Here is a 23,008-nt window from a genome sequence, read left to right as displayed (position 1 = left end):
CTCTTAGAGTGATTTCGCTTTGTTAAGCACTTCGTCGATAGAGCCACAGTACAAGAACGCTTGCTCTGGGATATCGTCATATTCACCGCTTAACAGACCTTTAAAGCCTCTTAGTGTTTCGCTTAGCGGTACAAAGACACCTTTCTGACCTGTAAACACTTCAGCTACGTGGTAAGGCTGCGTTAAGAAACGTTCAATCTTACGAGCGCGAGATACGGTCTGTTTGTCTTCAGTAGACAGCTCATCCATACCAAGAATCGCGATGATGTCTTTTAGCTCTTTGTAGCGTTGCAGCGTTGTTTGTACTTTTTGTGCAATGTCGTAGTGCTCTTGGCCAACCACAAGCGGGTCCAACTGGCGAGAGGTTGAATCCAATGGATCAATCGCAGGGTAGAGGCCCAATGCCGCGATATTACGAGACAGTACAACGGTCGCATCTAAGTGAGCAAAGGTTGTTGCTGGTGATGGATCGGTCAAGTCATCCGCAGGTACGTATACCGCTTGGATAGACGTGATAGAGCCTTGTCTAGTCGAAGTGATACGCTCTTGAAGCACACCCATCTCTTCAGCCAGTGTTGGTTGGTAACCTACTGCTGAAGGCATACGACCTAATAGTGCTGATACCTCAGTTCCGGCAAGCGTGTAACGGTAAATGTTATCAATAAACAACAGTACGTCACGACCTTCATCACGGAAGCGCTCAGCCATAGTCAGGCCTGTCAGTGCTACACGTAGACGGTTTCCCGGTGGCTCGTTCATTTGGCCGTAAACCATGGCTACTTTGTCTAGTACACCTGCTTCTTTCATCTCGTAGTAGAAGTCGTTACCTTCACGAGTACGCTCACCTACACCGGTAAATACAGAAAGACCTGAGTGGGCTTTGGCGATGTTGTTGATAAGCTCCATCATGTTGACGGTTTTACCTACGCCAGCACCACCGAACAGACCAATTTTACCACCCTTAGCGAATGGACAGATAAGGTCGATAACCTTAACGCCTGTTTCTAGAAGCTCAGTGCTGTTTGCTTGTTCTTCATAAGAAGGGGCTTCACGGTGAATCTCGTAGTTCTCTTTCTGACCGATTTCACCACACTCATCGATAGGTTGACCAAGCACGTTCATGATACGGCCTAGTGTTTCTTCACCCACAGGAACCGTGATTGGCGAGCCTGTGTTTTCAACCGTTAGGCCACGACGTAAGCCATCTGACGTACCCATTGCAATACAACGAACGATATTGCTACCCAGTTGTTGCTGAACTTCCAATACTAACGAGCTTGCTTCGTCGCTAGTCACTTTCAATGCATCATAAACGCGTGGGCTGTTGCCGCCGCTGAACTCGACGTCAACCACCGCGCCGATTACTTTAACTATTTTTCCAACACTCATTCTTAAATCCTCAAATTCTGTTCTTGACCCAGTCTTTTCTAGCCCTAGACAGCTTGGGCACCTGAGACTATTTCACTCAGCTCTTGGGTAATGGCAGCCTGACGCGCCTTGTTGTAGACCAACTGCAAGTCATCAATGAGTTGGCCTGCGTTATCAGTCGCCGCTTTCATAGCGACCATTCGGGCTGCTTGCTCACAGGCAATGCTCTCAACAATGCCTTGATACACTTGCGATTCGATGTATCGATGTAACAGTTCTGAGAGTATGTCTTTAGGTGCTTGCTCATAGATGTAGTCCCAACGACGCGCTTTTTTAGGCTCACCACCTTCCTCTGAATCTGAAGGGTGGGGGAGCAACTGCAAGGTCGTTGGCGCTTGAACCATGGTGTTGACGAACTGGTTGTAAACGAGATACAAGCTATCGATCTTGCCTTCGTCGTAATGACCGAGCATCGCGTTCACTGTACCTAAGATGTCTTCTAACTTAGGGGTATCGCCAAGACCTGACGTTTGTGCAATAACGTTGCCGCCGCGTTGGAAGAACGAGATAGCCTTAGATCCCACTAAGGTTGTTTCTACCTCGACTCCCTTGGTGCGCCATAGCTCCATTTCTTCTAATACTTTCTTGAACAAGTTTGAGTTCAAGCCACCACACAAGCCGCGATCGGACGAGATAATGATGTAAGCGACACGCTTAGGTTCACGCTGTTGCAGGTAAGGGTGCTGGTATTCCAGCGAACCCGATGCAACATGAGAGATAACTTTTCGCATGTTCTCTGCGTAGGGACGAGTTAGCGTCATGTTGTCTTGAACCTTGCGCATCTTACTTGCTGCAACCATTTCCATTGCGCTAGTGATTTTCTGTGTGTTACTAACACTGGCTATCTTGGTGCGAATTTCTTTAGTACTTGCCATAATCTGCTCCTATTTGTTTTGATTTCCAGCTAACAAACCGGAGCACTTACCAAGCTTTCATCCCAACAAAACCTTCTAGGATCTCTTTAAGAGCGCCATCGATTTCGTCGTTGTAATCGCCTGTCGCGTTGATTTTTTCGAACAACGCAGGGTTTTGACCTTTGGCGTAAGCAATCAGCTCTTCTTCAAAACGGGCAATGTTGCTTAGTTCAACACCGACCAAGTAGCCTTTTTCTGCCGCGTAGATAACCGTTGCTTGCTCAGCGACTGACATTGGAGAGTATTGTTTTTGCTTCATTAATTCGGTTACACGCTCACCATGGTCTAGCTGTTTACGTGTCATCTCATCTAAGTCAGAAGAGAACTGGGCAAAGGCCGCCAGCTCGCGATATTGAGCTAATGAAGTACGGATACCACCAGACAATTTCTTGATTATCTTGCACTGCGCCGCACCACCCACACGAGATACCGAGATACCTGGGTCTACTGCAGGACGTAAGCCTGAGTTAAACAGTTGGGTTTGAAGGAAAACCTGACCATCAGTGATTGAGATTACGTTGGTTGGTACAAACGCTGATACGTCACCCGCCTGAGTTTCAATGATAGGAAGCGCCGTTAATGAGCCTGTTTGGCCTTTCACTTCACCGTTAGTGAACTTCTCTACATACTCTGCATTCACTCGTGCTGCACGTTCTAGTAGGCGTGAGTGAAGGTAGAATACGTCGCCAGGGAAGGCTTCACGACCCGGTGGGCGTTTCAATAGCAATGAGATTTGACGGTAAGCAACGGCTTGTTTTGATAGGTCATCATAGATGATCAGCGCATCTTCACCGCGGTCACGGAAGTATTCACCCATGGTGCAACCCGCATAAGGGGCTAGGTATTGAAGCGCTGCAGACTCTGATGCTGACGCCACAACGACGATGGTGTTTTTAAGCGCATCGTGGTCTTCAAGTTTACGAACCACGTTAGCGATAGTGGAGGCTTTTTGGCCAATTGCCACATACACACATTTGATGCCAGAATCTTTCTGATTGATGATCGCATCGATAGCTAACGCTGTTTTACCCGTCTGACGGTCACCGATGATAAGTTCACGTTGACCACGGCCGATCGGCACCATGGTATCAACCGCTTTATAACCAGTTTGAATTGGCTGATCAACAGACTTACGTTCGATTACACCGGGCGCAATCACTTCTACAGGGTCGAGTCGGTCACAACTCACTGGGCCTTTGCCATCAATTGGCTCGCCTAATGTGTTTACTACACGGCCAAGAAGTCCGTTACCGACGGGTACTTCCAAGATACGACCTGTACCTTTCACTTTCATACCTTCAGAGAGGTCAGTGTAGGGGCCCATAACCACCGCACCTACTGAGTGGGTGTCGAGGTTAAGTGCGAGTGCGTATTTGCCACCTGGTAGCTCAATCATCTCGCCTTGCATAACATCAGCAAGGCCATTGATTGTGATGATGCCATCACGAACCGATACGATAGTGCCTTCATTGCGAGCCTCGGTGCTCACATTAAATTTCGAGATGCGTTCTTTGATTAGATCGCTGATTTCATTTGAATTTAATTGCATAATTGTTACCTATCTCGCGTGAAGTTGATGAGCCAGTCGGTCAATTGATGTGTTTAAAGAACCATCGATAACGGTTTCACCCGCCTTGATGACCATTCCACCTACTAACGTGTCATCAATAACCTGCTTCATTTCAACCTGACGCTCTAATTTCTTCTCAAGTGCAGCTGTTAGTGACGTAACTTGATCCTGTGTCAGCATTTCTGAACTGGTGACAGTGACAGGCACTACACGTTCATGTTCGTCCTTTAGCTCGCAGAACAATTCAAACAGGTCTCTTACAACAGAAAGACGGCCGTTCTCGGCCAAGACTCGAATAAGATTAATGACGTGGTCATCAACGAGTCCTTGGCAAATATGAATGATGAGGTTTGCCAGCTCTTCTGTTTGGTGTGTAGAAGCACCTTCTGCTGAAGAAATCTGACTAGCGATCGTTTCTTCTTCCGCGACAGCCACAAGAATGGACAGCATTGAGTGCCACTCTTGTAACTGGTTTTCACCTAAAGCAAATTCAAACGATGCTTTGGCGTAGGGATGAGCAATATTGGTGTAATCTGACATATTGCCTCTCCTTAGAGTTCGCTAATCATTTGGTCAACTAGCGCTCGGTTCGTTGCGGAATCTAGGTTTTTGCTAATCAGTTTCTGTGCACTTTGAATTACTGCGTCTGCCATATCTGCCTGAAGTTCACGGCGTATCTTTTGGCGTTCGCCTTCTAGCTCAGCTCTACCTTGTTCTAAGATGCGTGCCTTTTCTTGCTCGGCTTCTTGTTGCGCTAAGCTGATGATTTCATTGCGGCGTTTTCGGCCTTGTTCAACCAGTTCAGTCACATCTTTTCTTGCATCTTCGATGAGTTGCGCGCCATTTGATTTCGCTAGTTCTAGCTCTTTCGCAGCGTTCTCTGAGTGGCGTAAACCATCAGCGATTTCTTTTTGGCGCTCGTCTAACATCGCGGTGAGAGGGGGCCATACATATTTCATGCAGAGCCAAACAAAAATCACGAATGAGATTGCTTGTCCAAACATGCTTGCATTTAAGTTCATACCTTCCTCACTAAATCTTGATTATGTATAAATCGATCTTTCAAAGCGGTTTGATTAAGCCACGGCGAAGATGATGTATAGACCGATACCAACACCGATCATCGGTACTGCATCCACAAGACCCATCATGATGAAGAATTGAGTACGAAGCATTGGAGTAAGGTCTGGTTGACGCGCAACACCTTCAAGGTATTTACCTGCTAAGTTACCAATACCAGATGCTGCACCTGCTGCACCTAAACCGATCAGTAATGCACCTGCTACATATAAAACTGCGCTTACGATATCCATTTGTATCTCCGAAAATAATTTGTTAGTTAATTTTTTAGTTATTAATTAGTGGTGTTCTTCTGTTGCCATTCCTAAATAAACAACGGTCAGTACCATAAATATAAATGCTTGTAAGAATACGATTAATATGTGGAATAAGGCCCAAGGTACACTCAGTGCCCACTGCATCCACCAAGGCATTAGTGCAATAAGGATGAATATCATCTCGCCTGCATACATATTTCCGAATAATCGTAAGCCTAGTGATATTGGCTTTGAAATTAATGTTATTAATTCAAGAACTAAGTTAACAGGATATAAAAGAGGGTTATCAAATGGCTGAGTAGTTAGCTCTTTGATAAAGCCTTTCAAACCTTTATTTTTAAATGTATAGGTTAACAGTAGAATAAACACACCGAGTGCCATCGACATTGGTATATTTACGTCTGCTGTTGGTAGGTCTCTAAAGTGCTCTAGACCCACAGCTCGTGTTAACCCCGGGATTAAATCAATGGGTAATAGGTCGACTGCATTCATTAACAACACCCAAACAAAAGTGGTTAATGCCAGTGGCCCTATTAATTTATCTTCCGCTTGAAAAATCTCTTTGACGAGATTATTCACAAAGTCAAAGACAAGCTCGATAAAACATTGAAAACGACCTGGCACGCCGCTAGTGCCACGAGTGGCTACATAGCGAAATGCACCGATGAAAAGTAAACCTGTAATCCAAGATACCAACATCGAGTCAATGTTAAACGCCCAGAAACCATCACCTGTAGTTAAGAAGGTTAAGTGATGCTCTATGTATTCGTGAGCGGTAGTTACTTGATCCATACTACGCGTACTCCGATCTATTAGAGGCGGTAATAAACGGTGTTAAGAAGTATCCAACCATAGTAAAGATGTACGCATATAATATTACTGGGTTATCCAATTTGAAGAACTGGAACGCCAAGATAAACATCAAAAACGTATATGTTATTTTTACGACACGACTCATTTGCATTAAGTCACGTAAACTATAATTAGGATTCTTACGCACCTTTAGGCTTGCATATATAAACCCAAACAGCGGTGGCAACATTGCAATTACGATGCCCAAAGCTGATGATTCCATATCTACTTTATTACCAAAAAACACTTCATATAAAACTACACCGATGGCTAATACTATTTGGCAGAGAACAACTCTTTTAGCGGCAACAAGGATGTCGCTACTAATCCCATTAAGCCTCATAATAAAACCTTATGTTAAACAGTGTAAGTTAATATAAAACACAGTTTAAATTTAACTTGTTATTACATTTCACTTGTTAATAACACTTGATTTGCTTTAAAGAAAAACCTTTGCTGGTTTTATATCTCCTGACGAAATGAAACGAATTAAGCTAATTCACTATCGTTTCGACAAAATATAAATTACGCCTAAAATTATGTGATCAAAACGACAAATATTGACATCAATAATTCCATTTTTGAAATGAGTGTTTTTCATTTATGAAAGTAATAGTTCTATCACTTTATTCATGAATATTTAAGATGCTTTATCCTTGTGAAAATGAGGGTCTTTTTAGAAGGGAGTAGCGAGCTAAATTTTCAACTTATGATCTTATCAATTAAGACTATTCAAACACTTAGGTTCATTTACAAGCTGAGTTGTGAAGTGTGATTTTGGCACGGGTTAAGCTTGTTTGAGGCAATGATGGAAGCTCTCATTTTTCTGGTAAATTAAACGTACGTCGCTCCTTATCAATAAGCGAATATTTTTTATATTGTTGTCAGCTTGTCACTATTTGCGTGTGTGAGAGTGAAAATTCAGCGCCTAAATGTTGATGATATAGGAGTGAAATGGGGGACTGGGTGTGTGTGAATCATGGTGCGGAGAAGAAACACCGAGTTTTGAGGAAGTAAATGGCAGCAAAACGCTGCCTAATTTACTTAATCTAGGCTCTCTTATGACTCTTCATAACTGAGGTATTGAATACATAAGTCATGGAAAGCCTGTGCTTGTGGCGAGATCGTACGATCAGACAGTCTAAAAATGCCGATTTGTCGTTGCAAGGGTGGGTCAATTAACGGAATCCACACCAAGCGGGTTTCATTGGTTGGGAAAGCCAGCTTAGGTAGCGTGGTCACGCCTATCCCGAGCTCTAACACCGAAAACAGCGAGGTGATGTTCTCGACTGAGTACAGGGCTTGTTCACTGAGCATTCGCGCAGGTGTTGGGTCCAGTAGGGTGCAAGTCCCGTTACGAATGAAGGGCTGCTTTAACAAGGTTTGCCATTCGATTCCTTCCCGTTGAGAGGCAATAGGGTTGTCTTTGAGGCACACCACACCGATAGGATCAGAAAGTAAAGGCGTGAAGTCGATGCTCTCTTCTTCTAAATGGGAGCTATTGCCGAGGGCAACATCCACCTCGCCAGATAATAATCTTGCTTCTACACCTGCCGCATTATCATCAATCAAACTCACTTCTACATTCGGGTACTGCTCACAAAAAGCCCCTAAAACACTAGGGATTAGTTTTGCGGCCACCGAAGGCACGCTCGCTATTCGAACTCTTCCTTGTTGTCCTGCTGCCGCTGCGCGCAAATCATTGTCTAATGCTTTGTAAACATTCAGAAATTGAATGATCTTTGGCAAGCATATTTCGCCAAAAGGCGTCAGTGTCGATTTGTTGCCTGTTTCAAACAGTGGCTGGCCGAGTATTTTTTCCAACTCTTTTATCGAAGTTGAAAGTGCCGCTTGCGATCGATTTGCACGGTGAGATGCCGCTCGAAACCCACCTTCTTCGACCACCAAAACAAAATGTTTTAACTGTTGTAGCTTAATACTCATGGCGCGAATCCTTCTCTAGCCCTTGCTATACCTTACTTTTTGCAAGGTGATAGATTTCATTTATCAAATGCACAAAATTTACCGTTAGATTTATCAGTCGTCAAGGTGCAGTATTTAACCATCTTGAAACATAGTTGTTACAAAGTTGGATGAAATCGTGAACGAACAAACTAAAAAACACCCAGTAAAAACCGAGCTTTTCGCTTCAAAAGCACCCCTAGAGTGGGCAATCGTTAATAACGGCACTCTATACACCGCGCAGATTCCAATTGATGAAACTGGCGCAGTAGTAGAAGGCGGTATTGAAGCGCAAACGCGTCAGACTTTTAACAACCTTGTTCATACGTTGGAGTGTGCAGGCGAATCTATGGATTCAGTGCTGCAAGTTCTGATTTACGTGACAGACCGTGAATACCTAAAAACGGTAAACAGCGTATATGGAGAATACTTCAATGCACCTTATCCAAACCGTGCTGCGGTCGTCGTTGCAGGGTTAGCAAGAGAAGAGATGTTGGTTGAGTTCGTGGTTTACGCATCAGCCTCTCAACCTGAATAAAGATACTGTGAACTGAGGCAATTTGCGGATTAAAGCTGTTTTGAATTAAAGCGGTTTATTGATACAAGCGACTTGGTTCAGTTTTAGATACAAGATTTAAACGTAATTACTTATATAAATTAACGTTTTATTCATTAATCAGATGGTTGCCAGACTCAACCGCAACCTAACCGTTACAAGGACAGAATGATGACTCAATTACAGAATGTTCAAGCAGAAAACGCACTTTACATTGGCGGCGAATGGCAAGCGGGTGTAAGCACCGTAGCGAACATTAACCCATCAGATATTTCTGAAAACATCGGTAACTTTGCACAAGCAAGTGCTGAACAAGTTCAACAAGCGATTTCAGCAGCAAAGCACGCTCAACCAGAGTGGGAAAAAACGCCGATTGAGCGTAAACAAGCAGTGCTTCAAGCAATTGGTGATGAGCTGATTGCACGTTGTGATGAACTAGGTAAGTTACTTTCTCGTGAAGAAGGTAAGCCTTTTGCTGAAGGTCGAGGCGAAATTTACCGTGCAGGTCAGTTTTTCCAATACTTCGCGGCTGAAGTGCTTCGTCAAATTGGCGACAACGCAGAATCCGTTCGCCCAGGCGTTTCTGTTGAAGTGACTCGTGAAGCTGTTGGTGTTATTGGCATCATCTCTCCTTGGAACTTCCCAACAGCAACAGCAGCTTGGAAAATCGCTCCTGCGCTTGCTTTCGGTAACAGCGTTATCTGGAAACCAGCAAACCTAACACCAGCGAGTGCGGTTGCGCTTACTGAAATTATCCACCGTCAAGGTATCCCAGCAGGCACGTTCAACCTTGTTCTGGGTAGCGGTTCAACAGTCGGTGATGCACTGATCAACTCTAAAGAAGTGAATGGTGTGAGCTTTACTGGTTCTGTTGATACGGGTCGTAAGGTTGCCGCTGCAACAGCGCCAAACTTCGTTCGTTGCCAACTAGAGATGGGCAGTAAAAACGCACTTGTGGTTGCTGACGATGCTGATATCCAAACTGCGGTTGATGCAACGATCGCTGGTTCGTTCTCTGGCGCAGGTCAAAAATGTACAGCATCTTCTCGTCTAGTGGTTATGGATGGCATTCACGACCAATACGTTGAAGCACTAATCAAACGTATGAGCGAGCTGAAAGTGGGTCACGCACTAGAAGACGGCGTGTTCATGGGCCCTGTTGTTGACGGCAACCAACTTGAAGCAAACTTAGGTTGGGTTGAGAAAGCACGTCAAAGCGGCGGTGAGCTAGCGTTTGGTGGCGAACGCTTGAGCATGAAACATGAAGGCTTCTACATGTCTCCAACGCTGTTCTTGAACACGAAGAACGATTGGGAAGTGAATCAAGAAGAAGTGTTTGCACCAATGGCAAGCGTGATTCGAGTGGCTGACCTAGAAGAAGCGATTGCGACAACCAACGATACTCGCTTTGGTCTAACGGGCGGCATCATTACTCAAAGCCTACGTACCAGCGCAATGTTCAAGCAACAAGCGCAAACAGGTTGTGTGATGGTGAACCTGCCAACAGCAGGCACCGATTACCACGTACCGTTTGGTGGTCGTAAAGAGTCTAGCTTCGGTCCTCGTGAGCAAGGTCAATACGCGAAAGAGTTCTACACAGTAGTGAAGACGGCTTACCAGCGTCCTTACTAGTCAGCTCTCTATTGATAAGAATTGGCCTGATTCACAGAGTCAGGCCAACACCCAAACCCAACACAGCAAATGAAATAAAGACGTGATTTAACCCATTTTTGAAAACATGTTATTTGAGCGTGTTTTCAAAACCGAGCTAGAACACTGAGCTTTCAATAGGAGTGGTTATGTACCAGCAACGGATTGTTATAGATGGATTGCAATACTGCAATTGGAACAGAGAATATTTCCAAACACTAAAGGCGAGCGGCATTACAGCAGTTCACGCTACCGCGGTTTATCACGAGACAGCTCGTGAAACCTTATCTCGCTTTGCAGAGTGGAACTTAAGATTCGAGCAGAATGCAGACATTATCATGCCAATTCATTCAATGGCGGATGTTGAAACTGCAAAAGCGACCGGCAAAGTCGGCATTTTCCTTGGTGCTCAAAACTGTTCTCCAATCGACGATGAGATTGGTCTTATCGAAGTGATGCGCAAGCAAGGTCTTTTGATCATGCAGCTTACGTACAACAACCAGAGCTTATTGGCGACGGGTTGTTACGAGAAGAACGACACCGGTATCACACGTTTCGGTAAGCAAGCGATCGAAGAGATGAACCGAGTGGGAATGATCATCGATATGTCTCACAGTGCGGAGCGTTCAACGCTTGAAGCGATTGACCTGTCTTCTCGTCCTATTTGTATCAGCCATGCGAACCCAACGTTTGCTCATGATGCACTACGAAACAAATCAAACGATGTGATTAAAGCCCTAACCGCACGCGGTGGCTTAATCGGATTCAGCTTATACCCATTCCACCTACCAAACGGCAGCCAATGTACGTTGGAGGACTTCTGTCAGATGGTTGCGACGACAGCCGACATGGTTGGCGTTGAACACCTAGGAATTGGCAGTGACCTATGCTTAAACCAGCCTCAAGCGGTTCTAGAGTGGATGCGAAATGGTCGTTGGTCGAAGGCAATGGACTACGGCGAAGGTTCTGCAAACAACTCAGGTTGGCCAGATGCACTGCCTTGGTTCTGTGGTAGTTCGGGTATGGAAAATATTTATAACGGATTGATGCGTCATGGTTTCAGTGAGTCTGAAGCTGGGCAAGTCTTGGGAGAAAACTGGTTTAACTTCTTGAAAGATGGCCTAGAGCCGCAAAGCAAGGGTTAAGCGTTTCTCGCTAGTCATCATCTAATAGGCAGCCTGCTAACAGACGTTCATTTAGTCAGTGCTGCTTTAAACAAATTCATTATTTAAAAGGAACAACGGTCTATTTCGCAACGCGGTAACCCAAACATGGATTAGCCTGCCCAACACAAAAAACAATAGGGCGGGTGTTAAATACACCCTTGTAGTCATCATTCAAATGACAGCTGCAAAGAAACCTCTGGAGTCAGAGTATGTCTGATTTAACCAATAGCGTGAAATCTTCAAACGTAAATGCGGGTCAAGCACACACAACAAGCAGTAAAACAAGTAATACAAACCAGTCTGAATCGACTTCAGACAAATTAGGACTTACCAACCCAGCACTATGGTACAGCGGCGGTTTTATCGCTCTGTTCGTAACGCTTGCTTTATTTGATGGCGAACTGTTATCAAGCCTAGTAAACACAGGCTTTGCTTGGTCGGTAAAAGTATTCGGTCCTTATTGGCAAATGCTTCTTCTTCTGACTTTTCTTATTGGTCTTGGCCTGGCGGCAGGGCGAACAGGCAAGGTTATCCTAGGTGGTATTGCTAAACCTGAAATGGATGGCTTCCGTTGGATGGCTATCATCTTCTGTACGCTACTTGCGGGTGGCGGTGTATTTTGGGCGGCAGCAGAACCTATCGCACACTACGTTAACCCACCACCGTTGTATGGCGCTCAAGAGAACGCACAGCAAGGTGCAGTGAACGCGTTATCGCAGTCATTCATGCACTGGGGCTTCCTAGCGTGGGCAATTGTGGGCAGCCTAACGTCTATCGTGGTTATGCACCTTCACTACGACAAAGGCTTACCGCTTAAACCTCGTATTCTACTTTACCCTGTATTAGGTGAAAGAGCACTGAAAGGCCATACAGGCGCACTGATTGATGCATGTTGTATTGTCGCTGTAGCGGCGGGCACCATCGGTCCTATCGGCTTCTTGGGCTTGCAAGTGAGCTACGCGCTGAACGAACTGTTTGGTATTCCAGATGGCTTCACAACACAGCTGATCATCATCTTGTTCGCTATCGTTCTTTACACACTGTCGGCATTAAGTGGTCTTAACCGCGGAATGCAAATGCTAAGCCGTTACAACGTAATTTTGGCGATGGCATTGATGGTTTACATCCTTATCTTTGGCCCAACGAACTTCATCTTCAATGGCTACATCCAAGGTGTAGGCAGCATGATTGATAACTTCATCCCGATGGCAACATACCGTGGTGACGAAGGTTGGTTGAGCTGGTGGACAGTATTCTTCTGGGGTTGGTTCTTAGGTTACGGCCCAATGATGGCAATCTTCATCGCACGTATTTCACGCGGTCGTAGTATTCGCCAATTGGTATCAACGATTAGCTTGATTGCACCGTTTGTTACTTGCTTCTGGTTCACGATTGTTGGTGGCTCTGGTCTTGCGTTCGAAATCGCAGACCCAGGCAGTGTAAGTAAAGCGTTTGAAGGCTTTAACTTACCAGGTGCGTTACTGGCAGTAACTCAGCAATTACCAATGCCGATGCTTATCTCAATTTTGTTCTTGATCTTAACCACGATTTTCATCGTAACGACCGGCGACTCAATGACTTACACCATCAGTGTTGTGATCAGTGGTGAGACAGAACCGAATGCAATTATTCGTACCTTCTGGGGTGTGATGATGGGGGTAACAGCGTTAATTCTGATTTCCCTAGGCTCTGGCGGTATTTCAGCGCTGCAATCCTTCATTGTTATTACCGCGGTACCGGTGTCCTTAATCTTGCTTCCATCACTTTGGAATGCGCCTCAAATCGCAATCAAGATGGCAAAAGAGCAAGGTTTTTAGAGAGCAGGGTTTTTAAACAAAAGGGCTCTGTAAAACAAGAACGAATCAGCCTTTGAAAGAAGGCTGATGCAAGATTCCGAAAGGAACAGAAAAACCGTACTGGTGAAGATACATCGGGCGGCACGTATTTAGGTCAATCGATCTAGTCAGGACAAATAATAAGGGGTGAGCTCGCTTACCCCAAATAACGTGAAAGCTAACCAACACACTGTAACAACGAATGCTTCAAATGATGGCAACGATCGGTTCTGAATGGCTAGCAAAATCCTATAACTATAAGGTGGTGAGCAAAATGGATGCACATCGTTCTACCTACACTGAATCAGCACTACGTGACGCGACTGTCGTCATGGCACCGGAAAGGCTAGGTGCAATGCACCAAACACGTATCAGCTTCGTTAGAACTCTGATTCGTAAAATGGCGCAGCAAGAATGGAAAGTGACCAAACATGAGTGGCAATTAGACGCTCAAGGTTTTGGTCATGTTATCTATAAGCTTGCGACGCCAAACCATGTTTATCATTTGGTTGTTTTCTGCGATGAGATTGCAGATGACGAGCGAAATGACCGTGTAATTGCTGAAAAGTGGGACGTAACGTTTGCGCTTGTTCTTGGTGATGTTGATGTCGCCCTACTTGAAAGACTTCGTGCGAATGTACCGCTTCAAGAAGCAGGCCGTAATCCAAATAACGTGCTTGTGTTGGCACGTGCAAACAAAAGTGTACGTGTGTTTGAACATATCGTTAGTCACTTGGCTAAAGGTGTTCAACCAACGCCAAAAGAGCTGGCTGAAGTGGGTTATATCCTGCGAACGACAGCGGTTTACGGTAATGGCAAATTTGGCATTGCTGACTTTAAAATCTTAGAGAAAAATGAAGATTTTAATCAGTCGTTTAGTGCACAAATGTGTGCGGTTTATATGCTGCGTGAGTTCAGCCTAGATTGGGTTCATTACCTAGCCGAGCAACAGGGCGGTGAACAAGCAATTACCTTGCATAGAGGATTACAGCGCTACCTTGGTGTTGGTAATGCGACTGGTTTAGGCATGGCGCCATACCTTATTAACCACCCAAGTATTGTCGATCAATGGATGACCACTCGTGAACATGCATTGGCGGACGTGTTGGCTAGTCAGACCGATACGGCGTTGATCGAGCCACTACGTAGATACGTTAAAAAAGCGATTTGTCATTTAGAACAAGTTGTTACCATCAATGAAAACCAGCAAGAGTTGAACAAAACCGCTGTTGATGAGTTAAAACACGCAGAACAGTCACTAGAAGCTTCTGTAAACCATTGCGATACATGGGCGCAGTTAGTTGAACAATCTAAGCACATGAGTATGGAAGCCCAAGAAATCCTTATCTCATGCTTGATGGAATTGTACCCAGAATTAGTGGACGCCCATCAAGAGCAAATGAATTGTAGCGAAACACTCTCGCTTCCTAGTGGCAAAAAGATCCAAGACCTTTTGGTTGTGTTAGAAGAAAAGTACCGTTGGGCGATTACGACTGACTTTACCAAAGCAGAAAACAACTACTGGTTCTGGTATCGCTCTCAGGACAAAGAAGAGCCAAGGCTCGGTGTTCGAGGCGAGGAACTCGGCGAAGAGCGCGAACTGCCGTTAGATATCGGCCGTCAAGCTTATCGTTTGTACCATGCTTTATTGCAATTCGCACCAGAGCTTTCATTGGCTGAATTCCTCGTTAAGCAGCCACAACACCGTGCAATTGCACGCCGTGTATGGACGCTAGGCAACAAAGCAATGGGCGACATTCAAATGAATGTACTGCATCAAGATTCGCCGCCAATGCACTTACTACGTTGCAAGCTAGCGATGTTTGGTGCAACGAAGTTTGATCCTCGTTCAGACCGTTGGGTACGAGTGACGTTTTTCCAAGGCGCACCGCTGCTTGATGAAATTCATCAGGACGAATGGGTGTTTCCAATCTTACCAAGTGAAGCGGAGATCGCTAACTCACAAAAAGCTACTACACATATCAACGCTCAACATGGAGGTAAATCGTTATGATCGTTTCTCACAATGAACTGGTAGCGGCCGTTAATAAAGCCTTTTTGGGTATGCGTCGTACATGTGGTGAAGCCGATGTGATAGCGAATATGGTGGCAGATTTACAAATGGTTGGCTTGGATGGTGTTCGTCATTTTAACAATGCGAGCAATTTTATGGGACTAGAAGACGATTGCCCTGTAGACATCAAAGTGACAAGCGACAACACAGTTGAAGTGGACCTGCACAAGGCGAGCTTAGCGTGTCATCTTCCTGTGGTGATGGATTACGCCATTGAAAAAATGGTCGGCAAAAAGACGCTGAAAATCGAGCTAAACAACTGCCACAACCGTTGGTTAGCGTACAGTGAGCTTGTGAAACTCGCGGCGAAAGGTATCGCGTGTACCGCACGTTGGGATAATGGCTCAAACCCTAAGAGCACTTTGTATGTGCTTAACCGTGGTTGCGTTGCACCAGAACTGTTTTTATCAGATTCGCCACTGACATCGGACGAACATGTCCACAATATGACCATCGAACTTTCCGTCCAGGATTTCGATATCGAACGTTTGTCAGATGGCTACCAAACACACATTGAGTCGGAAGCACTTTTTAAAACTCAAGAGAAAGCGTGGAACGATGGCATTGAAGTTGATGAGGCAGAGTGGGGCGCGTTAAAAGAAACCGCAACGGCCATTCTTGTCGAAAGCAGCCAACGTTCGATTCAAGGTGCAGGTGAGCTAACGACTTCATAATTTAGTGCTTAGTGCTTAGTGCATTGATAGCATTATTGATAACACCCGCTATAACAGATAAAACCAAAGAGCTTAACGTATCCTCACCTCGTTAAGCTCTTTTTATTTGTCTCCCGTTTTCATCATTCCTCTCAATAGACCGCCTCTTAAACCTCCTGTTTTGAAACAAGTTGTTACGCGTATAAAGCTAATTGGGCGATTTAATGAAGTACCTTCACATTCAGGCTCAACAAACGGTTTCATTTACAAGCTAGTATGCGTATCTTGCTAAGGAAGGTGCCAAAGGGCGCCGTTTTTATTCGTACCGATGACTTTAGAATCAGATAAAAAAGGAATGAAGCGTGCAAGCTAACTTTATTGATGGAACCACCCTGTATCGTCAGCACTCATTTGAGTTGCCACTCGACTATCAAGCAAAAGATGGACAACAGATCCAAGTTTTCGCACGTGAGCTGGTTGATCTCGCTAAAGATGGGCAAGAACTGCCGTGGTTGATCTACTTTCAGGGCGGCCCAGGTTTTCCTTCTCCACGAGTGAGTGGTCAATCGGGTTGGCTAAAGCGTGCATTACAAAACTACCGTGTCCTGCTGCTAGACCAACGTGGTACAGGCAACAGCACGGTTATCAGCCATGAAACGTTGGCGCATTTGTCACCAGAACAGCAGGTTGAGTACTTAACGCATTTCAGAGCGGATAACATCGTTCGTGATGCGGAAGCGATTCGTGAGCAGTTCGGTATTAAGCAATGGTCGACGATTGGTCAAAGCTTTGGTGGCTTCTGTACACTGAGCTATTTGTCACTGTTCCCACAGAGCTTGCAACGTTGCTACGTGACGGGCGGTATTCCGTCTATCGATCGAGAAGCTGACGATGTTTATCGTGCGACTTATAAGCGTGTTGAAGACAAAAACAGAGCCTTCTTTACTCAGTTCCCACAAGCGCAAGCGATGTGTCGTGAGATCTCTGATTACCTGCTTAACAATGATGTAAGACTGCCCAACGGTCAGGTGTTCACGGTTGAGCAGTTCCAACTTATTGGCATTAACCTTGGTGGCGGTGAAGCGAACCTTCCTATGTACCTCACTCTGGAAAGTGCCTTTGTTGAAGTGAACGGTAACAGACAGCTGAGCTACAGCTTCCTAAATCAAATGCAGCAAGAGCAGGGATATTTAACTAACCCAATTTACGCAATTCTGCATGAATCGATTTACTGTCAAGGTACAGCGTCTAACTGGTCGGCACATCGAGTACGCGAGCAGTACCCGCATTTTAACTACCAATCGGGCAGTGAGTTCTGGTTTACCGGAGAAATGGTCTACCCATGGATGTTCGATCAACTTGAAACGTTGAAGCCATTACGCGAAGCTGCCAATCTATTAGCTGAAAAATCGGATTGGGGTACTTTGTACAACGCTGAGCAGCTGAGCGAGAATACGGTTCCGATGGCGTGTGCGGTTTACGCAGATGACATGTACGTAGAGCTGGATTACAGCCGCGAAACATTGGCTAATATTCCGAACTCAAAAGCGTGGATTACCAACGAGTATGAGCACAATGGTTTGAGAGTGGATGGTGAACGAATCGTCGATAAGCTAATGACGATGGTTGATGCATTAGAAAACTTGCCAAAATAATCAAACTCTCTGCGTAGGTTATCTACGTTAGAAGCTCTTTACGTTAGAGACAAGATACGTCAAAAACAAGAAAACGCTGCATCCGTGCAGCGTTTTTTTTATGTCATCGAACTATTCGATTTAAGGAACTAGGAGGGGTAGCCCTTGAAGCCATTAAGGTTGGATGACGATATCTTGATTTTCAGTGGTCGATAAGCTGGCGCGGTTCTGTTCGATAAGCTGAGCAGCATAAGAGGGAGTCACAGCTTGAATTTCGCCTTTTGAACGAATCGTTAATGCTTCCCACGCATGATCACGGTATTTGCCTGTTTGTGTATATTCAATAAGTACTCTCATGATTCTTCCATCCGATGTGTGGTTAACGTGCTACTAACATTAGCGCCATTATTGTGGTTACACACCTGTTAAAAATGGAACATAAGATTAACCAAATGAGAATGCGTGTAACTTGAAAAACAGACCCAACTGCACTTATCGCAATTAACCGTACTTATAGAAATTAACCGTATTTATCGCAACTAACAGTATTTATCGTAACCAACTTTACTTATCGTAACCAACTTTACTTATCGTAAATAGCGTCCATAAAAAAACGCTGCACGATGGCAGCGTTAAAGTTGAGATAGGTTGAAGATTGCTTAGCTGTTTTCTAAGCCAACAATCTTGCGTGCAGACATCACTGCACTATCCAAATCGGTCAATCTACCAGCACTTGCTGGACCAAGAACTGATGAATACAAAGCCAACTGCTTCTCAAATGATAAATCTAATTGGTTATATAGATTTTGGCGGATTTGAGCGTGTTGCTGTGGCTTTGCGCTCGATAGGCCTTCCAACGTATCGTAGATGAGTGTAGTTGTATCCATAACTGTCCTTAGTACATCTTTAGAAAATTTTGCATATTATGCACTTGGTGTCATCTTTGTTCTGCGAGATTGATCGCATTATGTGCAGCTCTGCTTAATTGTGTAATCAGTTAGTTACAATTGTGTTGTATGGCAAAGTATCGAAAACTTGGGTTTGGGCAAAAGAAAAGGAGACACAGTGGTCTCCTTTTGGCTTGTTAGCAAAGATAAAAGTTACGTGCTGTTCGCTGTTTATTGAGCCAATCGGCTACGCACAGCTACAGCGCCTATCGTATGTTAATGTTCTTATCTCGATTTTCGTACATTTCAGGTGTGGTGTGTAATCCACCCGCATAACCTGCTGCTTCAAGTGTTTCTCTTACCTCTCTAACATGCTCAGCCGTGACTGGTTCATTTCTGGCGCCAAGGTTTAAACGCACAAACGTGATTAACTCAGCTAAGCGTTGATCCGACAGTACATCCTCAAAACTTGCCATCGGCATGAAGTTTCGATCTTTGTCGAGATAGGTGGGTTGCAAGCCACGAACGGTTACTGCAATGGTGTTGAATGGGTCGCTGTGCATGATAATGCCGTTATTCAGCAGAGTAGGGGCGATTGGATCGCGACCTTTACCATCGTCACCATGACACGCCCCACAGGTTTGACGATACGTGGTGTAGATTTCACTGGCATACGCAGCTTCATCAAACCCTCTAGGCTGCAACTGAACGGCATCACTGGCAATGGTGTTGTTAATATCCCCACTGAGTAGGTAATAGGACATCGACTCAATATCTTCACGTGTCATCAAACTTAGGCTGTTTTTCACGACATCAGCCATACCCGCAAAAGCGGTGCCTTTGTCTGAATGCCCTGTGTGTAAAAAGTCGGTGAGTGTTGCTTCATCCCAACCATCGATATAGAGCTCATTAGCTGTGATATCAGGCGCGTTCCAACCGTCAATCAAGTTACCTTGGAAAATACGTTCTGGTATCAGTGCTTGGGCAATGTTTCGTGGCGTATGGCACTCCGAACAGTGGCCAAGTCCTGCGACCCAATATTTGCCTTGCTGCCACTTATCGACATTCTCAATTTCTCCTTTGAGCTCCTCTGGTACTTCATAATCAATAGGGTCTGTATCCATGAATACGATGTTCCAGCCAAGCAAACCTAAGCGAATATTGGATGGAAACATCATGCTGTTGTCATCATTGCGTCGCGGCACGGCGGTGATGGACTGCATGTATTCCCATAAATCCACCATGTCTTGGTCGGTCAGGTATTGATAAGAGGTGTAAGGCATTGCAGGGTAGAGGTAACCATTCTTACCTTTACCTGCAACTAATGCGGCTCGGAAATCATCGAAGTCATAAGTCCCGATCCCTTCGGTGGTGTGTGGGGTTATGTTGGTTGAATACACGGTACCGAAAGGGGTCACAAACGGTAGGCCGCCAGCGAAGGGTTCGCCACCTTCTGCACTATGACAAGCCACACAATCACCGGCGTAAGCGAGATATTCTCCGCGCTTAACAGATGATGCTTTCAAACTCGCGAGCCTTTGTTGTTCTACTTCACCAGCGTGTCGGATATAAGCCCCAAGCGCGAGTATTTCGTTCTCGGTGAGCTGCTCATCAAACGCAGGCATTAGGTTGTTCAAACCGTAATTAATGGTGTGCTGAATCTCTTCAATACTGCCGCCGTGAAGCCAGATGTCATCGGAAAGATCAGGTACACCAATCGCTGGGTTAGCGACAGCACCATCAGCATGACAAGACGAACAGTATTGGACGAACAAGGTTTTACCGAGCTCGACTTTAATCTCCGGCACATCGGTATGACGTTGGTTGAGAGACGCTAGGTAGTAGGAGACCTTCGCCACCTCGTCTGGGCGCATGATTTCACTCCAACCCGGCATAGCACCGTTCCGGCCTTTGGCAATCGAATGAATCACAGCTTCATCACTGCCACCATAAAGCCACTCTTGGTCTATCAAGTTAGGAAAGTGCTTTTGTCCCTGAGCATTATCTCGGTGACAAGCAGCGCAGTGAGTTTGGAATAGAATTCTACCGCTGTTCACGATCTCTGAGACGGCAGCTAGTCCTTCTAACGTGGTTTCACTGGTTTGTGCAAATTGCTCATTGAGAGTGGTGGATGGTGAACTGAGCTTATCATCGCTTTGTTCCCAATCGACTAAGCCTTCCCACTCGCCAAGCCCAGGGTAGAGCACCAAATAGCCTGCAGATAAAAGAAATGCGACCGCATAGCTTACAAATAACAGCTTAGGTGGAGGCGCATCTTTCTCTTCAATACCATCAAAGGTGCCAATGGTGTGGTCGTGATCGGCCTTGTGATTGCTACGCCAGTATTTAACGACAACAGACACCATCAGAACAAAGAATATTAAGGTTAAGAGTACCGCCCATAGATTCCAGAATGTGCTCATTGTGATACCTCCTGTGACGTATCTTTACCCAGGCTTTGTAAATAGCGAATCAGCGCTTCACCTTTGGTTTTGCCTCTTACTTGTAAACGGGCATCACCAATTTCTTGATCGGTATAAGGCACACCTAAGGTACGTAACACTTCCATTTTGGCGCTGATATCATCGCCAGTCAGAGTCTGCTCAAACAGCCACGGGTAAGAGGGCATGATCGAGGTCGGTACAACTTTTCGAGGATCAATTAAGTGAATAACATGCCATTGGTCAGAATACTTTCTGCCTAAATTAGTGAGGTCAGGGCCAGTACGTTTAGAGCCCCACAAGTTAGGAAACTCATAGATATCATCTGCTTCTTGGTTCGGGCGACCATTACGTTTCACCTCTGGCTCTAGAGGGCGAACCATTTGTGTGTGACAAACATGGCAGCCTTCACTGATGTAGATGTCTCGGCCTGCTAACTCAATCGGTGTGAGTGGCATCGCTAAGCTGCCTTTGGCAATATCGTCGCCACGGACAATGCTTGGCACTACCCAGACCAATAAAGAGAAGGAGGCCACGACAACAGTGGTCAAAATTAAAATGACGATTGAATGTGTAAAGTCTTTACTCATCATTTAAGCCCCCTCATTAACGGTGTGTTTAGCATCATGTACTGCGGGCATACGAACCGTTTTGTACAAGTTGAAAGCCATTAAGAACAATCCAAGTACAAACAGCGCACCACCAAAGAAACGCATGAATAGCCAAGGTGCTTTAAAGTCCATAGCTTCTACAAAACTGTAAATCAGTTCGCCATTTTCATTTTGAGCGAGCCACATATACCCCTCGCCGATGCCTGCGATCCAAAGTGCTATCGCATAGATGGCGACGCCAGCATGAGCGAGCCAAAAGTGCCATTTAATCAATCGTCGTGACCAAAGATCGGTTTGGCCCCATAAGCGTGGAATGAAGTAGTAAAAAACCGCTATCCCTGACATTCCAACCCATCCGAGAGCCGCGGAATGTACGTGTCCGATGATCCATTCGGTGTTGTGTGCCACCATGTTAAACCAGCGAATGGCGAGTAGCGGACCTTCGAATGTCGCCAAGCAGTAGTAAAGAATCGCTGAGAAAAAGAATAAAAGAATGTAGTCGGACTTCAGCTTTTCTTTGTTTTGTAGGAGGGTCATTGCGCTATTAAACGCACCCGCCCAAGAAGGGAGCCACAGGATCAATGACATCACGATGCCGATGTTCTGAATCCAGATAGGAACGGAAGAATAAACCAAATGGTGCGTTCCGGCCCACGTGTAAAAGCCGACCAAGCCCCAGAAATGGATCACAGACAAACGGTACGAGTAGATAGGTCGATCCGCCGCTTTAGGTATGAAATAGTAGTTCATACCAATCACACCAGCGGTCAGCAAGAAGCCAACGGCATTATGTCCCCACCACCATTGAACAATGGCATCTTGAGCGCCTGCAAACACAGAATAGGACTTCATCGCCAACACAGGCATCGCGAGGTTGTTCACGATAAAAATCATTGCAACGACGATGATGAAAGCAGCAAAGAACCAGTTAGCCACAAAGATATGGCTGACCTTTCGTTTAGCAAGGGTGCCAAAGAACAACACCGCATACAGCACCCAAACCAGCACAATCATCAAGTCGATTGGCCATTCAAGCTCCGCATATTCTTTTGAGGTAGTGTGGCCTGCGGGTAAGGAAATGACCGCAAGTAACAAGATGAATTGCCAGCCCCAAAATACCATCCATGAAAGGCTTTTGTTGAACAAGTCACAATGGCCTGTTCGCTGGGCAATGTACAAAGACGTCCCCATCAAGATATTCACGACGAAGCCGTAAATCACTCCTGATGTATGTAACGGACGCAGTCGACCAAATTGGAAATATTGAGAATCAAAGTTTAAGACTGGCCAATATAATTGCGCGGCGAGAATCACGCCGATGATCATACCTACAATCGCCCACACTAAGGATGCGATGATGAAGTACTTCACGACCTTGATGCTGTATTGCGTTGTCACTTGTTCCATAACAAGGCTCCTTGCCTAGATATTTTGAATC

Annotated in this window: 21 protein-coding genes; 7 read left to right on the top strand and 14 right to left on the bottom strand. The window is 45.3% G+C overall.

Annotation, left to right across the window (positions count from 1 at the left end; translation table 11 throughout):
- Positions 1-3: 3 nt before the first annotated feature.
- The 9 genes from atpD to MSG34_RS15200 form a co-directional block, all read right to left on the bottom strand.
- Positions 4-1,389 carry a F0F1 ATP synthase subunit beta gene (atpD, locus tag MSG34_RS15240; protein ID WP_019820615.1) on the bottom strand — a complete coding sequence of 462 codons (1,386 nt, stop codon included), beginning with the start codon at positions 1,387-1,389 and terminating at the stop codon, positions 4-6.
- A gap of 44 nt (positions 1,390-1,433) precedes the next feature.
- On the bottom strand, positions 1,434-2,303 hold the full coding sequence (gene atpG, locus MSG34_RS15235; RefSeq protein ID WP_248338292.1) for a F0F1 ATP synthase subunit gamma: 870 nt from the start codon (positions 2,301-2,303) through the stop codon (positions 1,434-1,436).
- A gap of 46 nt (positions 2,304-2,349) precedes the next feature.
- Positions 2,350-3,891 carry a F0F1 ATP synthase subunit alpha gene (atpA, locus tag MSG34_RS15230; RefSeq protein ID WP_048608585.1) on the bottom strand — a complete coding sequence of 514 codons (1,542 nt, stop codon included), beginning with the start codon at positions 3,889-3,891 and terminating at the stop codon, positions 2,350-2,352.
- A 9-nt stretch (positions 3,892-3,900) separates the two neighbouring features.
- Positions 3,901-4,452 carry a F0F1 ATP synthase subunit delta gene (locus MSG34_RS15225; protein ID WP_048608584.1) on the bottom strand — a complete coding sequence of 184 codons (552 nt, stop codon included), beginning with the start codon at positions 4,450-4,452 and terminating at the stop codon, positions 3,901-3,903.
- An 11-nt stretch (positions 4,453-4,463) separates the two neighbouring features.
- Entirely contained in the window at positions 4,464-4,934 is a 471-nt protein-coding gene (locus MSG34_RS15220; protein WP_017060839.1) for a F0F1 ATP synthase subunit B, read from the bottom strand.
- A gap of 54 nt (positions 4,935-4,988) precedes the next feature.
- Complete coding sequence (gene atpE / locus MSG34_RS15215; RefSeq protein WP_004730405.1) at positions 4,989-5,225, bottom strand: F0F1 ATP synthase subunit C; 237 nt, start codon at positions 5,223-5,225, stop codon at positions 4,989-4,991.
- A 45-nt stretch (positions 5,226-5,270) separates the two neighbouring features.
- Positions 5,271-6,041, bottom strand: coding sequence for a F0F1 ATP synthase subunit A (gene atpB / locus MSG34_RS15210; protein WP_048608583.1), 771 nt, complete (start codon positions 6,039-6,041; stop codon positions 5,271-5,273).
- 1 nt (position 6,042) lies between these two features.
- Positions 6,043-6,444, bottom strand: a complete 402-nt coding sequence (locus MSG34_RS15205; RefSeq protein WP_048608582.1) for an ATP synthase subunit I — start codon at positions 6,442-6,444, stop codon at positions 6,043-6,045.
- Between the two features lie 716 nt (positions 6,445-7,160).
- Complete coding sequence (locus tag MSG34_RS15200; RefSeq protein WP_017060836.1) at positions 7,161-8,045, bottom strand: LysR family transcriptional regulator; 885 nt, start codon at positions 8,043-8,045, stop codon at positions 7,161-7,163.
- A gap of 157 nt (positions 8,046-8,202) precedes the next feature.
- Here MSG34_RS15200 and MSG34_RS15195 point away from each other — a divergent pair, with 157 nt between their 5' ends.
- The 7 genes from MSG34_RS15195 to MSG34_RS15165 all read left to right on the top strand — a co-directional run bounded on the left by MSG34_RS15195 (position 8,203) and on the right by MSG34_RS15165 (position 17,652).
- Entirely contained in the window at positions 8,203-8,601 is a 399-nt protein-coding gene (locus MSG34_RS15195) for a RidA family protein (protein ID WP_248338290.1), read from the top strand.
- A 189-nt stretch (positions 8,602-8,790) separates the two neighbouring features.
- Positions 8,791-10,251, top strand: coding sequence for an aldehyde dehydrogenase family protein (locus MSG34_RS15190; protein WP_248338697.1), 1,461 nt, complete (start codon positions 8,791-8,793; stop codon positions 10,249-10,251).
- Between the two features lie 167 nt (positions 10,252-10,418).
- Entirely contained in the window at positions 10,419-11,414 is a 996-nt protein-coding gene (locus tag MSG34_RS15185; protein ID WP_048608578.1) for a membrane dipeptidase, read from the top strand.
- 230 nt (positions 11,415-11,644) lie between these two features.
- The gene (locus tag MSG34_RS15180; RefSeq protein ID WP_248338288.1) at positions 11,645-13,252 is read left to right on the top strand and encodes a BCCT family transporter; all 1,608 of its coding nucleotides are present in this window, start codon (positions 11,645-11,647) and stop codon (positions 13,250-13,252) included.
- Positions 13,253-13,481: 229 nt separating this feature from the next.
- Positions 13,482-15,284 carry a hypothetical protein gene (locus MSG34_RS15175; protein ID WP_248338286.1) on the top strand — a complete coding sequence of 601 codons (1,803 nt, stop codon included), beginning with the start codon at positions 13,482-13,484 and terminating at the stop codon, positions 15,282-15,284.
- On the top strand, positions 15,281-16,018 hold the full coding sequence (locus MSG34_RS15170; RefSeq protein WP_248338284.1) for a DUF3726 domain-containing protein: 738 nt from the start codon (positions 15,281-15,283) through the stop codon (positions 16,016-16,018). Before MSG34_RS15175 ends, MSG34_RS15170 begins: the two co-directional genes overlap by 4 nt.
- 341 nt (positions 16,019-16,359) lie before the next feature.
- Positions 16,360-17,652, top strand: a complete 1,293-nt coding sequence (locus MSG34_RS15165) for an alpha/beta fold hydrolase (RefSeq protein WP_248338282.1) — start codon at positions 16,360-16,362, stop codon at positions 17,650-17,652.
- 153 nt (positions 17,653-17,805) lie between these two features.
- On the opposite strand, the gene MSG34_RS15160 is transcribed toward MSG34_RS15165, so the two are convergent.
- From MSG34_RS15160 to ccoN, 5 genes are all read right to left on the bottom strand, one after another.
- Positions 17,806-17,988, bottom strand: coding sequence for a hypothetical protein (locus MSG34_RS15160; protein WP_004730424.1), 183 nt, complete (start codon positions 17,986-17,988; stop codon positions 17,806-17,808).
- 302 nt (positions 17,989-18,290) lie between these two features.
- Positions 18,291-18,518: a PAS factor family protein gene (locus tag MSG34_RS15155; protein WP_004730426.1), complete on the bottom strand. Its 228-nt coding sequence runs from the start codon at positions 18,516-18,518 to the stop codon at positions 18,291-18,293.
- 266 nt (positions 18,519-18,784) lie between these two features.
- Positions 18,785-20,941 carry a cytochrome c gene (locus tag MSG34_RS15150; protein ID WP_248338280.1) on the bottom strand — a complete coding sequence of 719 codons (2,157 nt, stop codon included), beginning with the start codon at positions 20,939-20,941 and terminating at the stop codon, positions 18,785-18,787.
- Entirely contained in the window at positions 20,938-21,552 is a 615-nt protein-coding gene (locus MSG34_RS15145) for a cbb3-type cytochrome c oxidase subunit II (protein ID WP_017060032.1), read from the bottom strand. Before MSG34_RS15145 ends, MSG34_RS15150 begins: the two co-directional genes overlap by 4 nt.
- Entirely contained in the window at positions 21,553-22,977 is a 1,425-nt protein-coding gene (gene ccoN, locus MSG34_RS15140) for a cytochrome-c oxidase, cbb3-type subunit I (protein ID WP_048608572.1), read from the bottom strand. It lies immediately after the preceding gene.
- Between the last annotated feature and the right edge of the window lie 31 nt (positions 22,978-23,008).

Source organism: Vibrio sp. 1CM2L (assembly GCF_023161695.1).
In the GTDB taxonomy this organism is placed as follows: domain Bacteria; phylum Pseudomonadota; class Gammaproteobacteria; order Enterobacterales; family Vibrionaceae; genus Vibrio; species Vibrio coralliirubri.
This window is presented reverse-complemented; position numbering and strand designations above follow the sequence as displayed.